The sequence below is a fragment of the Fuerstiella marisgermanici genome (assembly GCF_001983935.1).
GTDB lineage: Bacteria > Planctomycetota > Planctomycetia > Planctomycetales > Planctomycetaceae > Fuerstiella > Fuerstiella marisgermanici.
Genome location: NZ_CP017641.1, coordinates 7877673 through 7894588, shown reverse-complemented (window position 1 = coordinate 7894588; position 16916 = coordinate 7877673). Strand labels below are relative to the sequence as shown.

The following is a 16916-nucleotide window of genomic DNA, read 5'->3' as shown; positions in this document are numbered from 1 at the left end:
GACTGTCAAGTGAGGATCCATATCATTGCTTGAACGACAAAGCGACTCGCAGCCGAGGAGGCAGCCGTTCCTTAAGCTGACGTCTCGAAAACCGAATGGCCCAGAAGAGCCTAATAATCTCAGTCGTACTGGAGTTGACCAGCATTCAGCCATACAATGTTGGCCCTGCCATTTCGTCCTGCCAAATCCCGCATCTCCCGCTAATCCTATGCTTCACTTTTGCAACAGAGTTCGACTGCTCGGACTGGTCCTTGCAGGCACGTTGGGCCTTTCCATTCCAACGTCAGCGCAGGAATCACCTCCTTCTTTTCGCAACGAAGTGATGGCCGTGTTGTCGAAGTCGGGCTGCAACCAGGGCACGTGCCACGGAAACGCGCACGGCAAAGGTGGGTTGAAGTTGTCTCTGCGTGGGCAGGATCCCGACGATGACTACCTCACGCTCACTCGTCAATCAGCCGCTCGGCGAGTCACACCGTTGAACCCCGCAGACAGCCTGCTGCTGCAAAAGCCGTCAATGGTCGTCCCTCACGAAGGTGGTCGGCGATTTTCGGAAACATCAAAAGCCTATCAGATTCTGCGAGCATGGATCGCCGCCGGTGCACCAGGCGACGGGGAACAAGCATCAGCGTTGGTGGCGTTGAAGGTTTCACCGACGCACAAGACGGTTTACGCGCCCGATCGTTCTGTGCAGATCACAGCGGAAGCCACCTTCGCTGACGGAACATCGCGAGACGTCACATCCCTGGCAGTGTTCGAATCGTCAGCAACGTTTGTATCCGTCTCTGCAGAAGGCGTTGCAACAGCCCACGAAGCCGGCATGACGACAGTCGTTGTGCGTTACCTGAACCAGCAAGTTCCCGTGCGGATTGAGTTCGTGCCGGAACGCCCAAACTTTGTTTTCGCCGCACCAAAGCCGAAGAACTTCATTGATGAAGCAGTGTTCGCTCAATTGAAGCGACTGAAAATCAACCCGTCTGAACTTTGCGAAGACACGACGTTTCTTCGGCGAGCGTACCTCGACCTGACGGGCCTTCTGCCGACGATTGAACAGGCTCAGGCGTTTGCAAATTCAACCGACGCAGACAAGCGGTCAAAGCTGATCGACCAGCTACTGGCGTCTGAAGAATTCAACGACTTCCAAACGCTGCGTTGGGCAGACCTGCTGCGAGTCGAAGAAAAAACGCTCGACAAAAAAGGCGTCGAAGTCTACCACAACTGGATTCGATCGAGCGTCGCGGAAGGCAAACCGCTGAATCAGTTTGCGGCCGAAATCATTGGGGCTCGCGGCAGTACGTATGAAGTTCCGCCTGCGAATTTCTACCGAGCGATCCGCAAACCGGCCGAACGTGGCGAAGCGGTCGCTCAATTGTTTCTCGGTGTGCGGTTGCAGTGCGTCAAGTGCCACAACCATCCGTTCGACCACTGGACTCAGAACGATTACTACGACTGGTCGAATTTCTTCGCTCGCATCGACTACAAAATCGTCGAGAACAAACGCCGCGACAAAAGTGATAAGCATGAATTCAACGGCGAACAGATTGTGCAGATTAAGGATGAGGGAGATATCAAAAACCCGACAAACGGAAAGGTGGCCGGGTTGAGATTTCTGGGCGATGAATCGCTGGTAGATGCCGAAGTTCTGGCGGCCGGTGATCCTGAACCGGACCGACTACAGCGACTGGCGGCATGGCTAGGCAACAAGTCGAACGAACGCTTCGCAGTGACTCAGGCCAACCGCATCTGGGCTCAACTAATGGGGCAGGGCGTCATCGATCCCATCGACGATTTCCGTTCGACAAACCCTCCATCGAATTCGGAATTATTAAACGGCTTGCGTGACGAGTTCGTCGCGGCCGACTTCGACGTGCGACACCTCATGCGCGTCATCATGAATTCAAACGTTTACCAGTTCTCATCAATCCCCAACGACACCAACGCAAACGACACCGTCTCCTTTGCAAGAACTTCGCTGCGGCGGCTGACGGCAGAGCAAACGCTGGACGCAGTCGTCCAGGTGCTGGATGTGCCCGCCAAATTTGGAGGGCATGATGCCGGGACTCGAGCCGTACAGTTGAAGGGCGTTCGCAACGGTGGCCATCGCTACAGCCCTCCGGAAATTGGAGACCGATTCCTCAGGCTATTCGGCAAGCCAAATCGTTTGCAAACCTGCGAATGTGAACGCACCAACGAAACCACGCTGGCTCAAACGTTTGAAATGGTCAGCGGCGAACTGGTCAGCCAGTTACTGCAACAATCGAATAATCGCATCGACCAGATGATCGCGGCAGGAAGGCCTCACGCCGAAATCATCGATCAATTGTATTGGGCCGCTCTTAGTCGTCCTCCAACGCCAGACGAAGCCAAATCGCTGTCGGCATATGTCGCTGGCCAGTCCCATCAAAAACGAGGGCTGGAAGATGTCGCCTGGTCACTATTGAATTCGAATGAGTTCCTGCTGCGGAGGTAATCCGAAATGTCGCTACACAACCTTCTACACAGCGCATCCCACTTCAACCGTCGCGATATTCTGCGCGTCGGCGGTCCCGGCATGCTGGGACTAACGTTGCCAAAGTTGTTGCAGGCTCAGAACAAGCCTGTGGTGGCTCATGCGCCAAAAGCCACAGCAAAGTCGGTCATCTTCCTGTTTCAATGGGGCGGCCCCAGCCATGTCGACACCTTCGACATGAAACTCAACGCGCCAGACGAATACCGATCGAAGTACGCTCCGATCTCTACTTCGGTGCCGGGTATGCATGTATGCGAGCACCTGCCTGAAACAGCGAAGGTGATGCACAAGATCGCTCAGATCCGCACGGTGCATCACACCATGAACAACCACAACAGCGCCGGCTATACGGCGTTGACCGGCATGGAACCACCAATCGACGACCAGCGATTGCGAGATTCTCTGGACCTGTTTCCGGCATTCGGCTCGGTAGTTGACAGGGTGGCTCCGAACACCAACGACCTGCCGACATTCGTGTCTTATCCACACACGATCGCGGATGGTTCGACCACGCCTGGCCAGCGAGCTAGCTTTCTCGGGAAGATTCACGACCCGCTGTTCATTCCCAACGACCCGAACGACAAAAACTTCGAACTGTCGCAGTTGAGTCTTCCATCCGATGTGCCGCTGGGCCGGTTAAGTGACCGACGGCAGTTGCAGCAGATCATCAATCGGCAGGCGAAAGCTTTGGACGAATCAGCGGCTGCTCAGGGCCTGAACGCTTACTACGAAAAAGCGATCAGCATGCTGAATTCGAAGAAGGTGCGAACTGCTTTCGATCTTTCAAAGGAACCCACCGAATTACGAGACACCTATGGGCGCACGACTTATGGACAAAGTTGTCTTCTGGCGCGAAGGCTGGTGGAAAGTGGCGTGAAGTTTGTGACTGTTTACTTCGATCGCAGCATCGGGGGCCGCAGTAAAACAAAGGGCGGCTGGGACACGCACGGCTTCGACGACACGCGGATGTTCGAAATTCTGCCGGTGCGGCATCTGCCAATCACGGACCACACGTTGCCCGTGCTGCTGAATGATCTTGAAGATCGCGGTCTGCTGGATGAAACATTGGTGATGTGGTTTGGCGAATTCGGACGCACGCCCAAGATCAACAAGAACATCAGTCGCGACCACTGGCCGAAGTGCTACACGGCTTTACTGGCCGGCGGCGGTACCAAAGGCGGCGCTGTCTACGGCGAATCGGATCGCTACGGAGCCGTCCCCGATCGAGACCCCGTCACCACCGGCGACCTCGCCGCCACGATGTACCACGCTCTCGGCATCGATCCCGCCACAGAAATCCGAGACACCTTCAACCGCCCGTTCCCGATTGCGAACGGGCGACCGGTGACGGATATTTTTGCGTAGCCGTGCCTCGCCAATTCTCGAAGTGAGCTAGTCGGCATACATAACTTCGCATTGAGGGAGCGACCTGCGGAGGGTCTGAACAGCAGTTGTTTGCGACATATTCAGGACGTCGCGCTGGCCAGCCAGTGATGTGTTGTAGACACCGAGGAATTCGAGTTCCCTCAACCTGCAGAGTTCCGGCACACAAGCCGCCGTGATCGCGCAGTGATTGAGATTCAGCTTTCGAAGCTGCGGAAGATGGCGGGCAATCAACGCGACACCCGAATCGGAGATAGCCGTATGGCGTAAGGAAAGATCTTCCAGCTTCTTCACGCCTACGAAATGGGCCATTCCCTCATCGGTTACCGACCGGCCATGTACAGTCAGTTTCCTAAGTGCAGAGAACTTGGACAACGACTGCAGACCGCGATCTGTTGCACCAGGCAGCACAAGTTCCTGCAGTTGAGTAGAAGCCGACAGATGCTTCAGACCTGTTCCGGAAACGCTTTTCGGAAGCTGTAGCACTAACAGGTTCGCAAGAGAGCGCAACGACTTTAACCCGTCGTCCGTCACAGACGGGCTATCGATTTTTAGTCGCCTAAGTCGTTGCAGTTTTTCAATCAAATTGAGGCCTTCATCGGTAACTCCGTTGCCAATCTGCAGAAGTTGAAGCTGAGTCAACTCAGCGACGCACGCCAGTCCGTGATCAGTGGTCGATTTCGGCAACAATAGTTCTCGAACCTGCAACATCTTCGACAGGCTTGGAAGGCTTTCGTCGCCGAAACCGGAGTCGTTGAGATCCAGCCGTTCCAGCTTCGGAGCTGTCGCCAGGATCGTCAACAACTTCGGTGGCAACGGAAAGCTAAAGCCGCTGTTCGAAACTAAGAACTGCCGTTCGTGCTGAATGGCAGAAACGGCCACGTGTTCTCCGGACGGCCCGATCATCGCGAGAGCCGTCAGGCACGCGACTTTGACCTCGCGACGGTTCTTTGCGTTTGTATAGGCGTGCCCCAATGGCTCTGCAGCAGCATCAGCACCTATGCGGGCCAGCGCGTTTGCAGCCGCTATCACGACATTCCCGTCGCCATTGCTCAGCAGGGGAATCAGCTCCTCCACTGCTTCTTTCGATGCCGATCCGAATTCGGCCAGCGCATCCGCAATTCTTTTTTGAGGGGCATCAAGTCGCTTCAACGCTCGAATCAACGCCGGAACACACAGACCCGGTTCGCTGTGAATCTGCTGCAACGCAGTCGCCGCCATCATCGCTCGATAGCCGCCTTGATCCAGTTGAATGATGATGTCCGGGATGGACGTACTCGCCGCCGGGCCGAAACCGGCTAACCCTTCCACGGACCGCCGAAAGATCTGGTCCACCGGATCACGAAGCGTCTTCTTGAAGACCGGAATCGTTTGAGCAATAGCATTGCCCCCAAGATTCCTGGCGGCCCCGCCGAGCGCCATGATTGCCCAGCGTCGGCACTCTTCCGAATGTGGTCCCTGAGCAATTTTCATCAAGGGATCGAGGGCCAGCTCGAAGTCGGCAATTCGTTCGTTACGCTCAATCGCACCTGCTGCAATATTGCTAATTGCACTTGCTGCTGCGACCTGCAATTCGCTGTGTTCCGAATGCAATGCATCCACCAGTGGCACAAGCGCCGCTCCAAAATCGCCGCCTCCACGCCAAGGTACGGCGTTGGCCGCGCGTAGGCGAACCGTCCATTCGCCACTCTTCAAATCGTTAACAATGGCCGCGATATCAGTGTCGGCGAATGGCCGCCCCTGGGCATCCGGAACGCGGTAGTAATCGATCCAGTCTGCGTTGTCAGTCGAAATTGCATTCGCGCCATTCGTAGGCGACTTCGTATCTGAAGCATCGCGACATCCAACCAGTGACAGCGGCAGCATGATAAACAGAAGTTCAGAGAATCGGCGCATGACGTATCCTTTACTAAACTGTCAGATCATTCGTCACAGATTCTTTGCCTGGTTGCATAGAAATTTACTGGTCGCCCCAAATCTGTCGTCGAGGGGGCGTTCCTTGACTGCATTAAGAAATCGTGGAGCCTCCTTGCCATCCTCAATCCTGAACGTCGTACTCTACCAGCCCGAGATCCCTCAAAACACTGGCAACATCGGTCGCACATGCGTGGCCATTGGGGCGAAGTTGTGGTTGATTCGGCCGTTGGGTTACAAGCTGGATGACCGGTATCTAAAGCGAGCCGGGATGGACTATTGGCAGCATCTCGACTGGGAAGCCGTTGATAGCTGGAAGGAAGTGCAGCAGCGATTGCCTGATTCGCAGGTGTGGTATCTGACCAAAACGGCCACGCGATTGGTTTGGGAAGCGGAATTTTCGCGAGGCGACATCCTGCTTTTTGGCAGCGAATCACGCGGTCTGCCGTCCTCAATCCTAAACGAATTGCCGCCCAACAAACTCAAACTGCCAATGACAGACTTGGTGAGAAGCCTGAATCTGGCCAGCACCGTGAACACGGTGGCGTACGAAGCCGTGCGGCAGTTTGGAGGCTTGTCGTAGCGGAATCGCTCCGAACCGAACGCTACCAGGTCCGCCTCAGCGAGTCAGGCCGCCAACAGACGAACTCGTTCTTCGTCAACCATTAATTGACGGACGACAGACTCTCTATTCGTCGGTAAACTGAATAGTTCCACGTTTGATTCATCCTGTTTGGAGTCCCCGCCGTGAAGAACGTCCTGCCGTTGTCCGCTTTCGTGCTAGTGCTGGTTGCCGGCACCTCGAGCACAGGTCACGCACAAGTCCTGACCGAAGCCAACTACGACCAGCTTGTGCCGAGCGGCAAGGAAGTCGATGCTATCTATGGCGACTATGCGATCGGCAACAAGTCAGCGAAGGCCGTAATTGCCGCGCCGATAGCAACTCGCAACGCCAATATGACGGTGCGAAGCGTAGGCGGCTGTCTGTTAGACCTGGCGGTCACGGAACACGAAAGCGATCAACTCAGCGTTTTCTATCCCGGTCGACGCAAGTTTCCGTTCGCGCAGATCTCAAATAAAACCGGAACGGTTGTGGTCACTTCGCCCGGTTCTGACAAGCGACCAAAATGTGAGGTGACGTATCGGATGAATTCGAATCAGCCGATTATGGACATCACGTCGACCTGGACCAATACGACAAACAGCGACTGGACGCTGGCTCTGGAGGACGACATTCGCGCCGATGGCGGTAAAGAGGACATGGTGAAGTCACCCAACGGAACTCACGACCTGTTCTACTTCCACGACATCTTCTGGCAACAGGCGTACGGTGTTCGAGCGGACGGTTTCCGCATTCGCACGAACAGCAATTCCCGAGAAAGTATCCTGACGTACCAGGCCGAGGGCGGTCACGCTGTGATTATGAAGCCGGGCGAATCGTTTACGCTCTCCCGCCAGATGATTGTCGGCAAAAACCAGGCCGAGGTCATGGCGATCGCGGATGAACTGTCAGGCCGCCCGCGGTGCGAAAGTGTGAGGCTGAGCATTGATGACTCAAGCCAGACACGGGTAGTCGGCGCGCGGATGGAAATTCGTTCCGCGTCCGGCTCGCGCGGGACGATCGTTTCGGACAGCACGGGGTTCGCAGAGACTCGACTACCTCCCGGCGAATACACGGTGAAATATATTGTGGACGGTGTCGCCGTGAGCGAACAGCCTTCGCTGGACCTGACCGTGAGGGCAAACAATTCACAGACAAGCCTGCACAACCTGCCGAAATTGCATCGCGGGCAAATCGCGGCCCGCATCACCGATGGCGAGGGTCACCCCATTCCCGCCAAAGTCGAATTTAAAGGCAACGGTGACACGCCGACGCCCGACTGGGGGCCGGAAACCGCAGAACACTTCGTTCGAAACCTGGCGTACACGGCTAACGGCAAGTTTGAAACCGCGCTGCGGGAAGGCACCTACGACGTCATCGTCAGCCACGGCCCCGAACACGACGCCGTATTCACCAAAGTTGTGGTCGAAGCCGGAAAGACGGCGGAATTGAACGCGTCGCTGAAGCATTCGGTGCAAACGCCCGGCTGGGTCAGCAGCGACTTTCATAGCCACAGTTCTCCATCCGGCGACAACACGGGCAGCCAGAAGGGACGCGTGCTGAACCTGGCGGCCGAACACATTGAGTTCGCTCCATGCACCGAACACAACCGCGTCAGCACGTACGAACATCACATCGCGGACCTTGGCCTGAAATCGTTCATGGCCACAGTGTCCGGCATGGAACTCACCGGCAGCCCCTTGCCACTGAATCACCAGAACGCGTTCCCGATGAAGTACACGCCGCGAACTCAGGACGGCGGCGGACCTGTGACCGATGGCAGCCCGGAAACGCAGTTAGAACGGCTTGCCTTGTGGGACGATCGCAGTGAGAAGCTTATTCAACAGAACCACCCGGACATGGGTTGGCTGTTCTACGACAAGGACGGCGACGGCACATCGGACGGCGGTTACTCGCGGTCGTTCCCAATGATGGATGTGGTGGAGATTCATCCGATCGACCACATCCTCAAGCGAGAGCAATTCGACTCTCGCAACGGCAAGGCGTTCAACAACAACCGCATGCTGAACTGGCTGCAGTTGCTGAACCAGGGCTTTCGCATTTACGGCGTTGTCAACACGGACGCTCACTACAACTTTCACGGCAGTGGTTGGCTGAGAAACTGGATTCAGAGCAGCACCGATGCTCCGGCAAAGATCGACCACAAAGAAATGGTGCATGCGTCGGAACAGGGACGACTGATCATGTCGAACGGACCATACCTGGAAGCCACCTTTGCTGCCGGTGGCAAGTCATGCGTCAGTGGTCAGGAATTGACGGCGAGCGACGGCAAAGTTGAGGTCCGGGTGCGAGTGCAGTGTCCGAATTGGTTTGACGTCGATACTGTGTTCCTGCTGGTCAACGGAAAAGTGGCCGAAGATTTCCAGTTCACTCGAACGGACCACGCGGACAAGTTCACAGACGGCGTGGTCAAGTTTGACCAAACTCTGAACCTAACGTTGAAGGAAGACAGCCACATTGTGGTCGTCACCGGTCATCAAACGGAAGTCCTGGGCGACGTGATGGGGCCACAAGGTGGTGCTCAGCATCCGGCGGCATTGACAAACCCAGTCTTTGTGGATGTCGATGGTAACGGCTTCACGCCGAACAAAGACACCCTGGAATTCCCGCTGCCGGTTAAGTTTAAGAAGCCGTGACGAAGCCTGAGAAAGCGAGCAGGTGAGCACTTCGTTCGCGTGAAACCTGCTCAAATCCGGCCTGGTCCCGCGAAACGCCCAGTCTGCCGCATTCGCGAAAGCGGCAGCAGCGCAATCTCAGAGTGGAAAACGTTGCTTTTGCAAAAACCGGGGCGTGTCGTTTCGGAATCACGACTGAGTCAGTACAATCTCGCACCGCTGTCTGCCGGACGTTGGAAATCCCAACGCCCGGTTTCTTTTTGTGTTCAAAAACAGCGGTCAGCGGAATCGTCCGGCCGCATTGTGCGAGAAACCAACTGTGCCGGCTACTTCAGTAATTGGACTCCAGTGGGGCGACGAAGCCAAAGGCAAAATCGTTGACCTGCTGACCGAAAAACACGATATCGTCATTCGCTATCAGGGCGGAAACAACGCTGGCCACACCGTCAAATTTGGTGGCAACACGTATAAGCTAAGCCTGCTTCCCACCGGCATTCTGCAGGACCACGTGAAGTCTGTGATTGCTCCGGGCGTCGTGATCAGCCCGCCCGCGATCCTGAAAGAACTGGACACGCTTCAAAGCGGCGGCATCGAATACGGCGATCGCATGATGATCAGCGATCGAGCTCACGTCATCTGCCCGTGGCACCTTCTGGAAGAAGCAGCCTTCGAAGCATCTCGCGGCGGCGAAGCCATCGGCACCACGATGCGTGGCATTGGCACCTGCTATCGCGAAAAGGTGGGCCGTTTTCATGCCATCCGCATGGGCGATTTGATTGACAAAGATTCCTTCGCTGCGAAGGTCAAAGAGATCGTGCCGTTCAAGCAGAAGGTGCTGAACGCGTTGAATCCGGACGGCGAGCAAATGAACGCCGACCAGATTATTGAAGATTACTCAGCGTGCGCAGACCGACTGCGTCCGATGGTGGCTGATTCCACCGCGTATCTTCTGGACGCATTGGAAGCTGGAAAGAAGCTGTTGTTTGAGGGAGCTCAGGGAAGCCTGCTGGACGTCGACCACGGAACGTTTCCGTACGTCACATCGTCCAACAGTTCGGGGTGTGGCATTCACAGCGGCAGTGGGGTTCCCGAACGAGCCATCGAAAACATGATCGGCGTGGCGAAGGCCTACACAACTCGAGTTGGCGGTGGCCCGTTCCCAACGGAACTGGACAATGACATCGGCCAAAAGATTCGCGATGCTGGCAACGAATACGGCACCGTCACCGGTCGCCCGCGTCGCTGTGGCTGGCTGGATACCGTGGCCACTCGCTACAGCGCCCGGATTAGTGGCGTCGACAGTGTGGTCATCGCCCTGCTGGATGTGCTGAGCGGTTTTGATGAACTGTTTATCTGCGAAGCGTACGACATCAATGGCACCATCACGCGTGACATGCCGTCTCGCTGCGAAGATCTGGCGGCTGCCAAGCCGGTTTTGCGACGCATTGACGGGTGGTCCGAAGACATCACCGGCATCCGCAACTTTGGTGACCTTCCACAGGCCGCTCAGGAATACGTCAAAGCTGCCAGTGAGCTAATTGGTCGACAGGTTTCGATTGTCAGCGTCGGCCCCGACCGCGAACAGACGATCCGTATCGCTTAAACCGCCTTCCTCGCTGAAGGCAAACGCTGTCGCACCGCGTGTTTCCCCTCAAGCAAGGGGAAACACGCTCGAAAGCGGGAACTCTCCATGACATCATGAGAGTTACTGCGCACCGCTGCGTCACATCCCGGCTCAACGTGGCCCCACTACGTAAAAACCTCCGTCGGCATTTGCCCCAGGCAGATGCCCGCTGCGCCCTAAGACGATGACTGCACAAGAGGACACGTAGGTAGCAATAGTACCAGGAGAACCTTCCAAACAGAATTGCCCCCTTGGCAGTTTTGCTAACTTCCGGATGCTGCCGAGGGATAACTTTCCCGAATCAAGTCCTACTACGGGATCGCACCTTTGGCTGCATCCCGACTTAAACGTTCAGTCACTCAATATCGGGATTTAGCATCATGGACTCACATTCCATCAACAGGAACGAAGGCCACATCATTCCGTCAAAGGGACTGTTTGGCCATGCACCAAGACCAGCAGAGCTTTCGGCCGAACAAATCGAACAGTGGCGAACGCAGATTAATGAGGTTCACCATCCGATGATGGTGCTGAATGCGAACTTCCAACCAGCGCTGCTAAACGAAGCGTTGCGAACTCAGTTGTCGGAGCCATCTCCGATTGATGGCACAACCGAACCGACGGCCTTTGTGTGGCAGACAATCTGTGACACAGCTGGCCACATCGCTGCCGAACACGCGAAAAACGGTTCTGGCGATGCAATCGCAGAAGCGTTTCCATTGCATCAACGATGCTTCGTAGCCGTCGGCTGCTTGCTGAAAAACAACTCGGGCCAGATACAGGGAGCAGTCCTGAATCTCGCGGACCTGACGACATCAAAAACCAGATTGAACGCATTGTTTGCTTCGCCGGATTCCGCACAAGCCAGCACGGCTGTCGACGACACAACTGAAGACCCAGCCGCAGAAGAGCGGAAAGTCGCTTTCGAACAGTGGATGACGCGTCGTGAAGAAGCGTGCAAAAAGATGGCGAGACTCTCCCGTCGCGAATCTCAAGTCGTTGCGTTGGTATCCGACGGGCTGCCGAATAAAAGCGTCGCTCATGAACTGGACATCAGCGTCAAGACCATCGAAAAACATCGCGCCAATGCCACTCGAAAACTTGGCGTGGGCAGCACTGCTGAGATGGTGCGACTCGCTGTAGTTGCCGGCAACAAGTCACCGCTGGTCGACCGTCCACCGACACCTCCGATGCAGAACCCACCAACGCCGTTTCGTTGATCTGCCTGCAAATTGGTCGAATTCCTTCGATCTGTATCCGGCAAGCTCGAACACCCCAGCAGTGGTCGCTATAGTCTCGCCTGCTCCTTAACTTGTGAGTCCCTCACAGTTCCGGACACGCTGCTATCCGACCATATGTCACACGTTCGACTCCACCGTCCACGACGGAAATTGCCGCATGAAGATCCACGAATACCAAGCCAAATCGCTCCTCAGAAAAGCTGGCGTGGCGGTGCCGGAAGGCATTGTCTGCAAGTCTGCCGATGAAGTTGCGGCGGCCTACGACAAGCTGGGCGGCGAAATTGCCGTCGTGAAGTCTCAAATTCACGCGGGCGGTCGAGGCAAGGGCCGATTCAAAGAGCATCCGGATCAGGCCGGCGTTGTGCTGGTCCGTTCTGCCGCCGAAGCCAAAGAAAACGCGGCTCGAATGCTCGGCAGCACGCTGGTCACCATCCAGACGGGCGACGAAGGCAAGCAGGTCAACACGCTGTTTGTCGAACAGGGCCTCAAGATTGCCAGAGAGTTGTACCTGGGAATCGTAGTCGATCGCGAAGTCGGCGGTCCCGTGCTGATCATGTCGTCGGAAGGCGGCATGGAAATCGAAGAAGTGGCTCACAGCAGCCCGGAAAAGATTCTTACCGAACCGTTCGACCTGGACGCTGGCCTGTTTCCATATCAGGCGCGTAAGCTGGCCTACCAGCTCGGTTTCGACAAAACCGCCGTCCGCAGTGCGGAAAAATTCCTGCCGAAGCTCTGCAAGTTCTTCGTCGACAACGACTGCAGCATGACGGAAATCAACCCGCTTGTGCTGACCGAAGACGGGCAGCTGCTGGCTCTGGACGCCAAAGTCAGCTTCGACGACAACGCGATGTTCCGTCACAAAGACCTGCTGGAACTACGCGACCTGTCCGAAGAAGACGCGTCGGAAGTTCGAGCGGGCGATGCAGGGCTAAGCTACGTCAACCTGGACGGCGACATCGGCTGCCTGGTGAATGGAGCCGGGCTGGCGATGAGCACCATGGACATCATCAAGCTGCACGGAGCGGAACCGGCCAACTTTCTGGACGTTGGGGGTGGGGCCAATGTGGATCAAGTGTCCGAAGCCTTCCGCATCATCCTGTCGGATGACAACGTCAAGGCTGTCCTGGTCAACATCTTTGGCGGCATTATGCGTTGCGACGTGATCGTCGAAGCATTGCTGGAAGCCTACGAAAAAGTGGGCATCACGGTACCGCTGGTCGTGCGATTGGAAGGCACCAACGTCGACAAAGCGCGAGAAATGCTGGACGGCTGTGGCCGAGACATCATCACCGCTACCGACCTGACGGACGCTGCCAGGAAGGTAGTCGCCTCGTTGTCGGCGTAGCTACAAGATCGCTTGTGCTGCGGTTTTGATATCCGCTTTGCCGCGATGCCCGTCTGAAATCTGAACACCGAAAACTGAAAATTCCAATGAGCATCCTTGTCACCAAAGAAACCAAAGTTATCTGTCAGGGCATCACCGGCACCTCCGGGCTGTTTCACAGCCAGAAATGCCGTGAATACGCTCAGGAATGTCAACCCGGCGTTGATGTGTTTGTCGGCGGAGTGACTCCAGGCAAAGGCGGCAGCGAAGTTGATGGCTTCCCCGTTTTCAATTCGGTCGGCGAAGCCAAAGAAAAGACGGGCGCCAACACGTCCATGGTGTTCGTTCCACCTCCGTTTTGTGCGGACGCCATTCTGGAAGCTGCCGATGCAGGCATTGACCTGATCATCGCGATCACAGAAGGCATTCCAGTGATCGATATGATTCGCGTCCGCAACGCGATGAGGGGTTCGAAAAGCCGATTGGTCGGCCCGAACTGCCCGGGAGTGATTACTCCTGGCGTAGCAAAAATCGGCATCATGCCCGGCTACATTCACACGCCCGGTTCCATCGGCATCATCAGCAAGAGTGGCACGCTCACCTATGAAGCGGCATGGCAACTTGGTCGAGTCGGTCTGGGGCAGAGCACTGCCGTTGGTATTGGTGGCGACCCGATTGCCGGCACGAACTACATCGACCTGCTGGAGCTGTTCCAGAACGATCCTCAGACCGAAGGTATCCTGATGATCGGTGAAATCGGCGGCAGTGCGGAGCAGGAAGCGTCCGAATACATTAAGTCGAACGTCACCAAACCTGTCGCCGGATTCATCGCCGGTCAGACAGCCCCTCCCGGCAAACGCATGGGACACGCAGGAGCGATCATCAGCGGCGGTGGCGGCACAGCGGCCGAAAAAATGGCCGCCATGCGAGATGCCGGAGTTGTCGTTTCTGACAGCCCCGCTGGCATGGGCGATGCGATGAAACAGGCGATGGGTAAATAGTTTCCACAACGCCATGAAACCGAAATCTCTCGACGTTTCACCCGGCATTCGCGAACGCACGGTTATCTTCTCCGGTGGCCGCATTGAAGAAGTCCCCGCCGATTGGGAACTGCTACCGCCCGGTGATGCGGGACTCACGCGACGCGTCAAAGCGGCCGGTCCGTCCTGGACGGTCAAAGAGCAGAAGGGCCGCAAGACGTTTTCGCGGGGTGTCTATGCAGACGCCTCCACGATTGCTCGCATCCGCGAGGAACTGGACGCCGAACGGTCGACGGACGCGTACACAAAACGGCGAGCGGCCGATGCGAAACGCCGTGAGAAGAAGCAGGACGAATACGTCGACACATTTCGCGACGCTGTGCTGCACTTTCTTAACTTCGCTCCTCGCTACCACGACATCGCCGACAAAATGGCCACGGCGATCACCGAACACGCCACTCCCGTCGGCAGCGGCACAGTCGCGAGAACTCAGCGAATCCCCGTTGAACAGCGAGCTGAATCAGCCGTGATTGCCTGGATGAGGCACCAGACGACAGCCTACGATCACATGAAGATCCCGCGAGAACGTGGCAAGCGACGCGAAGTCCGCCGCATGCTGGCTCAGCAATCACGGCAGGTACTCAACGCATATCGCAGCGGGGAGGACGTTGGTCTTGGCTGTCCCCTGCAAAAAGCCATCATGTGACCCACGACGCAGTTGGCGTTAGTGGGGCACGTATTCGAAGGGCTTATAGCTCGTCCGCCGCACAGACCCAGTCACCCAGCGCCACACCGTAGCTGCAGATTTCGTTGTCGGTGAAGTAGATTCCGATCTCTCGCTTCGCAGAATCGACACTGTCGCTGCCGTGAATCATGTTCATCTGACGGCTGCTGCCGTAGTCGCCTCGAATGGTCCCCGGCGCTGCTTCGCGACCGTTGGTGGCCCCGATCAACATTCGCATCACTGAAACTGCCTCCGGACCTTCGACAATCATCGCCACGACAGGCGCGGACGTGATGAAGCTCTCCAGATCAGGATAAAACGGTTTTTCAACATGCTCAGCGTAGTGCTGCTTGCTGAGTTCCGCAGTCACGTTCAGCATTTTCAGGGCGATGATGTTCAGCCCTTTGTTCTCAATGCGAGAAACAATGGTGCCAATCAGCTTTCGCTGCACGCCGTCAGGTTTAACAAGAATAAGAGTACGTTCGGAGGCCATGAGCTTCTTTCCTGGTGGCTTGACTGTGTGAAAGCCGAGCCCGATCGATAAGTGATTGGTTCTGGATATAAAATATTGAGTCAGCAGGAATGAACAGTGCCAGGACCTGCCGCAGCAACAACGAGCTGTCGGATTGAGTTATGCCGTCACGCCGCGCATCAGTTCCACGAATTCGCGAAACAGGTAATGACTGTCGTGAGGACCGGCAGCGGCTTCGGGGTGGTATTGAACTCCGAACGCTGGATGCTGCCGATGGCGGATACCTTCGACCGTGTCGTCATTCAGGTTGATATGAGTCACCTCAACATCGGCTGGCAGCGAATCGGCATCCAGAGCGAATCCGTGATTTTGCGACGTCACTTCCACTTTGCCAGTCGCCTTGTTCAGGACAGGCTGGTTAGCTCCACGATGCCCAAAACGCAGTTTGTATGTCTTGCCGCCGCAGGCGAGTCCCAGCAGCTGCAGTCCCAGACAGATTCCGAAAATCGGCGTCTTGCCCAGCAACGACTGAATCGTCTCGACCGCGTAGTCCAGTGGTTCTGGATCTCCCGGTCCATTTGACAAAAACACACCGTCCGGGTTGAGTGCCAGAATCTCTTCCGCCGTCGATTTGCCCGGCACAACGGTCACCCTACAGCCGGTATCTCGCAGATAACGAGGAATGTTCCACTTCATGCCGTAGTCGATGGCGACAATGTGCAGACCCGTGTCGGCCCCTGCGGCAGCTCCGAATTGCACGGGCCGCCCCAGCGATACCAACGGAGAACTCCAGTCGGCGGCTTCCTTCGGCATGACTTCACAGGCCAGGTCGATTCCCACAAGCGACGGCCCGTCTTTGGCCTTCTGCACCAGAGAAGCATCGTCCAGGTCGGAGGTGGACAGGATTCCGGGCATCGCACCGTGGATGCGGATCTGCCGCACCAGCGCCCGAGTATCAATACCCTGCAGGCCGATGACGTTGTTTCGTTTCAGGTAGCTGTCGAGTGATTCCGTCGACCGATAATTACTGGGTTCGTCGCATAATTCTTTAACAATGAAGCCTCGCAGCGACAGACCTTTGCTTTCGACATCGTCCTCGTTGACGCCGTAGTTGCCGATCAACGGATAGGTCATCGTCACGATCTGCCCGTTGTAGGACGGGTCGGTCAGGATTTCCTGATAGCCGGTCATGCTGGTGTTGAAGACGACTTCGCCGTGAATTTCGCCTTCAGCACCGAAGCTGATGCCAGAAAACACACTTCCATTTGCCAATGCCAGTTTTGCCGGTCGACCGCTCATATTGGGGACTCTTCCAGGTCAGCGCGCAGAATATCCGCAGAAGACAACTCGCGGATTTCGAGAGTTTTACCAAGCAACTGAGCACGGAAAAAGCAGTTCACCGGGTTCTGCCGCAGTTTCGAGCAATTCGGACCGCGATTCCTTAAAGCGACGACGACACTGTGCTCGTGCTGGCCACATGATTCAGCGACCGCAGGCCGTCGGTTTGGGTG

The 16916-nt window shown here is 56.3% G+C and carries 12 protein-coding genes; 9 read left to right on the top strand and 3 right to left on the bottom strand.

The features are described from left to right. Positions 1-328: 328 nt before the first annotated feature. The gene (locus Fuma_RS29775) at positions 329-2467 is read left to right on the top strand and encodes a DUF1549 domain-containing protein (RefSeq protein WP_158521182.1); all 2139 of its coding nucleotides are present in this window, start codon (positions 329-331) and stop codon (positions 2465-2467) included. A 6-nt stretch (positions 2468-2473) separates the two neighbouring features. Next, positions 2474-3871 (top strand): DUF1501 domain-containing protein, encoded by a 1398-nt coding sequence (locus Fuma_RS29770; RefSeq protein ID WP_077027319.1) that lies wholly within the window; start codon positions 2474-2476, stop codon positions 3869-3871. Between the two features lie 27 nt (positions 3872-3898). Here the strand turns inward: Fuma_RS29770 and Fuma_RS29765 are convergent, their stop codons facing one another. Further along, positions 3899-5785 (bottom strand): HEAT repeat domain-containing protein, encoded by a 1887-nt coding sequence (locus tag Fuma_RS29765; RefSeq protein ID WP_077027318.1) that lies wholly within the window; start codon positions 5783-5785, stop codon positions 3899-3901. A 133-nt stretch (positions 5786-5918) separates the two neighbouring features. Here Fuma_RS29765 and Fuma_RS29760 point away from each other — a divergent pair, with 133 nt between their 5' ends. The 7 genes from Fuma_RS29760 to Fuma_RS29730 all read left to right on the top strand — a co-directional run bounded on the left by Fuma_RS29760 (position 5919) and on the right by Fuma_RS29730 (position 14915). After that, positions 5919-6386, top strand: coding sequence for a tRNA (cytidine(34)-2'-O)-methyltransferase (locus tag Fuma_RS29760; protein ID WP_229360778.1), 468 nt, complete (start codon positions 5919-5921; stop codon positions 6384-6386). Positions 6387-6550: 164 nt separating this feature from the next. Continuing rightward, entirely contained in the window at positions 6551-9061 is a 2511-nt protein-coding gene (locus tag Fuma_RS29755) for a CehA/McbA family metallohydrolase (RefSeq protein ID WP_077027316.1), read from the top strand. 298 nt (positions 9062-9359) lie between these two features. Beyond that, the gene (locus tag Fuma_RS29750) at positions 9360-10643 is read left to right on the top strand and encodes an adenylosuccinate synthase (protein WP_077028642.1); all 1284 of its coding nucleotides are present in this window, start codon (positions 9360-9362) and stop codon (positions 10641-10643) included. A gap of 401 nt (positions 10644-11044) precedes the next feature. Further along, on the top strand, positions 11045-11884 hold the full coding sequence (locus Fuma_RS29745; RefSeq protein WP_077027315.1) for a response regulator transcription factor: 840 nt from the start codon (positions 11045-11047) through the stop codon (positions 11882-11884). A gap of 178 nt (positions 11885-12062) precedes the next feature. Beyond that, positions 12063-13250 (top strand): ADP-forming succinate--CoA ligase subunit beta, encoded by a 1188-nt coding sequence (gene sucC, locus Fuma_RS29740; RefSeq protein WP_077027314.1) that lies wholly within the window; start codon positions 12063-12065, stop codon positions 13248-13250. 86 nt (positions 13251-13336) lie between these two features. Beyond that, complete coding sequence (sucD, locus tag Fuma_RS29735; protein WP_077027313.1) at positions 13337-14230, top strand: succinate--CoA ligase subunit alpha; 894 nt, start codon at positions 13337-13339, stop codon at positions 14228-14230. 13 nt (positions 14231-14243) lie between these two features. Further along, positions 14244-14915 carry a DUF2293 domain-containing protein gene (locus Fuma_RS29730; protein WP_077027312.1) on the top strand — a complete coding sequence of 224 codons (672 nt, stop codon included), beginning with the start codon at positions 14244-14246 and terminating at the stop codon, positions 14913-14915. A 43-nt stretch (positions 14916-14958) separates the two neighbouring features. On the opposite strand, the gene ndk is transcribed toward Fuma_RS29730, so the two are convergent. Next, a complete protein-coding gene (gene ndk / locus Fuma_RS29725; RefSeq protein WP_077027311.1) occupies positions 14959-15426 on the bottom strand; it encodes a nucleoside-diphosphate kinase in 468 nt (155 codons plus the stop codon). A gap of 138 nt (positions 15427-15564) precedes the next feature. Then, positions 15565-16704 carry a glutamine-hydrolyzing carbamoyl-phosphate synthase small subunit gene (gene carA, locus Fuma_RS29720; RefSeq protein ID WP_077027310.1) on the bottom strand — a complete coding sequence of 380 codons (1140 nt, stop codon included), beginning with the start codon at positions 16702-16704 and terminating at the stop codon, positions 15565-15567. Positions 16705-16916: the final 212 nt, after the last annotated feature.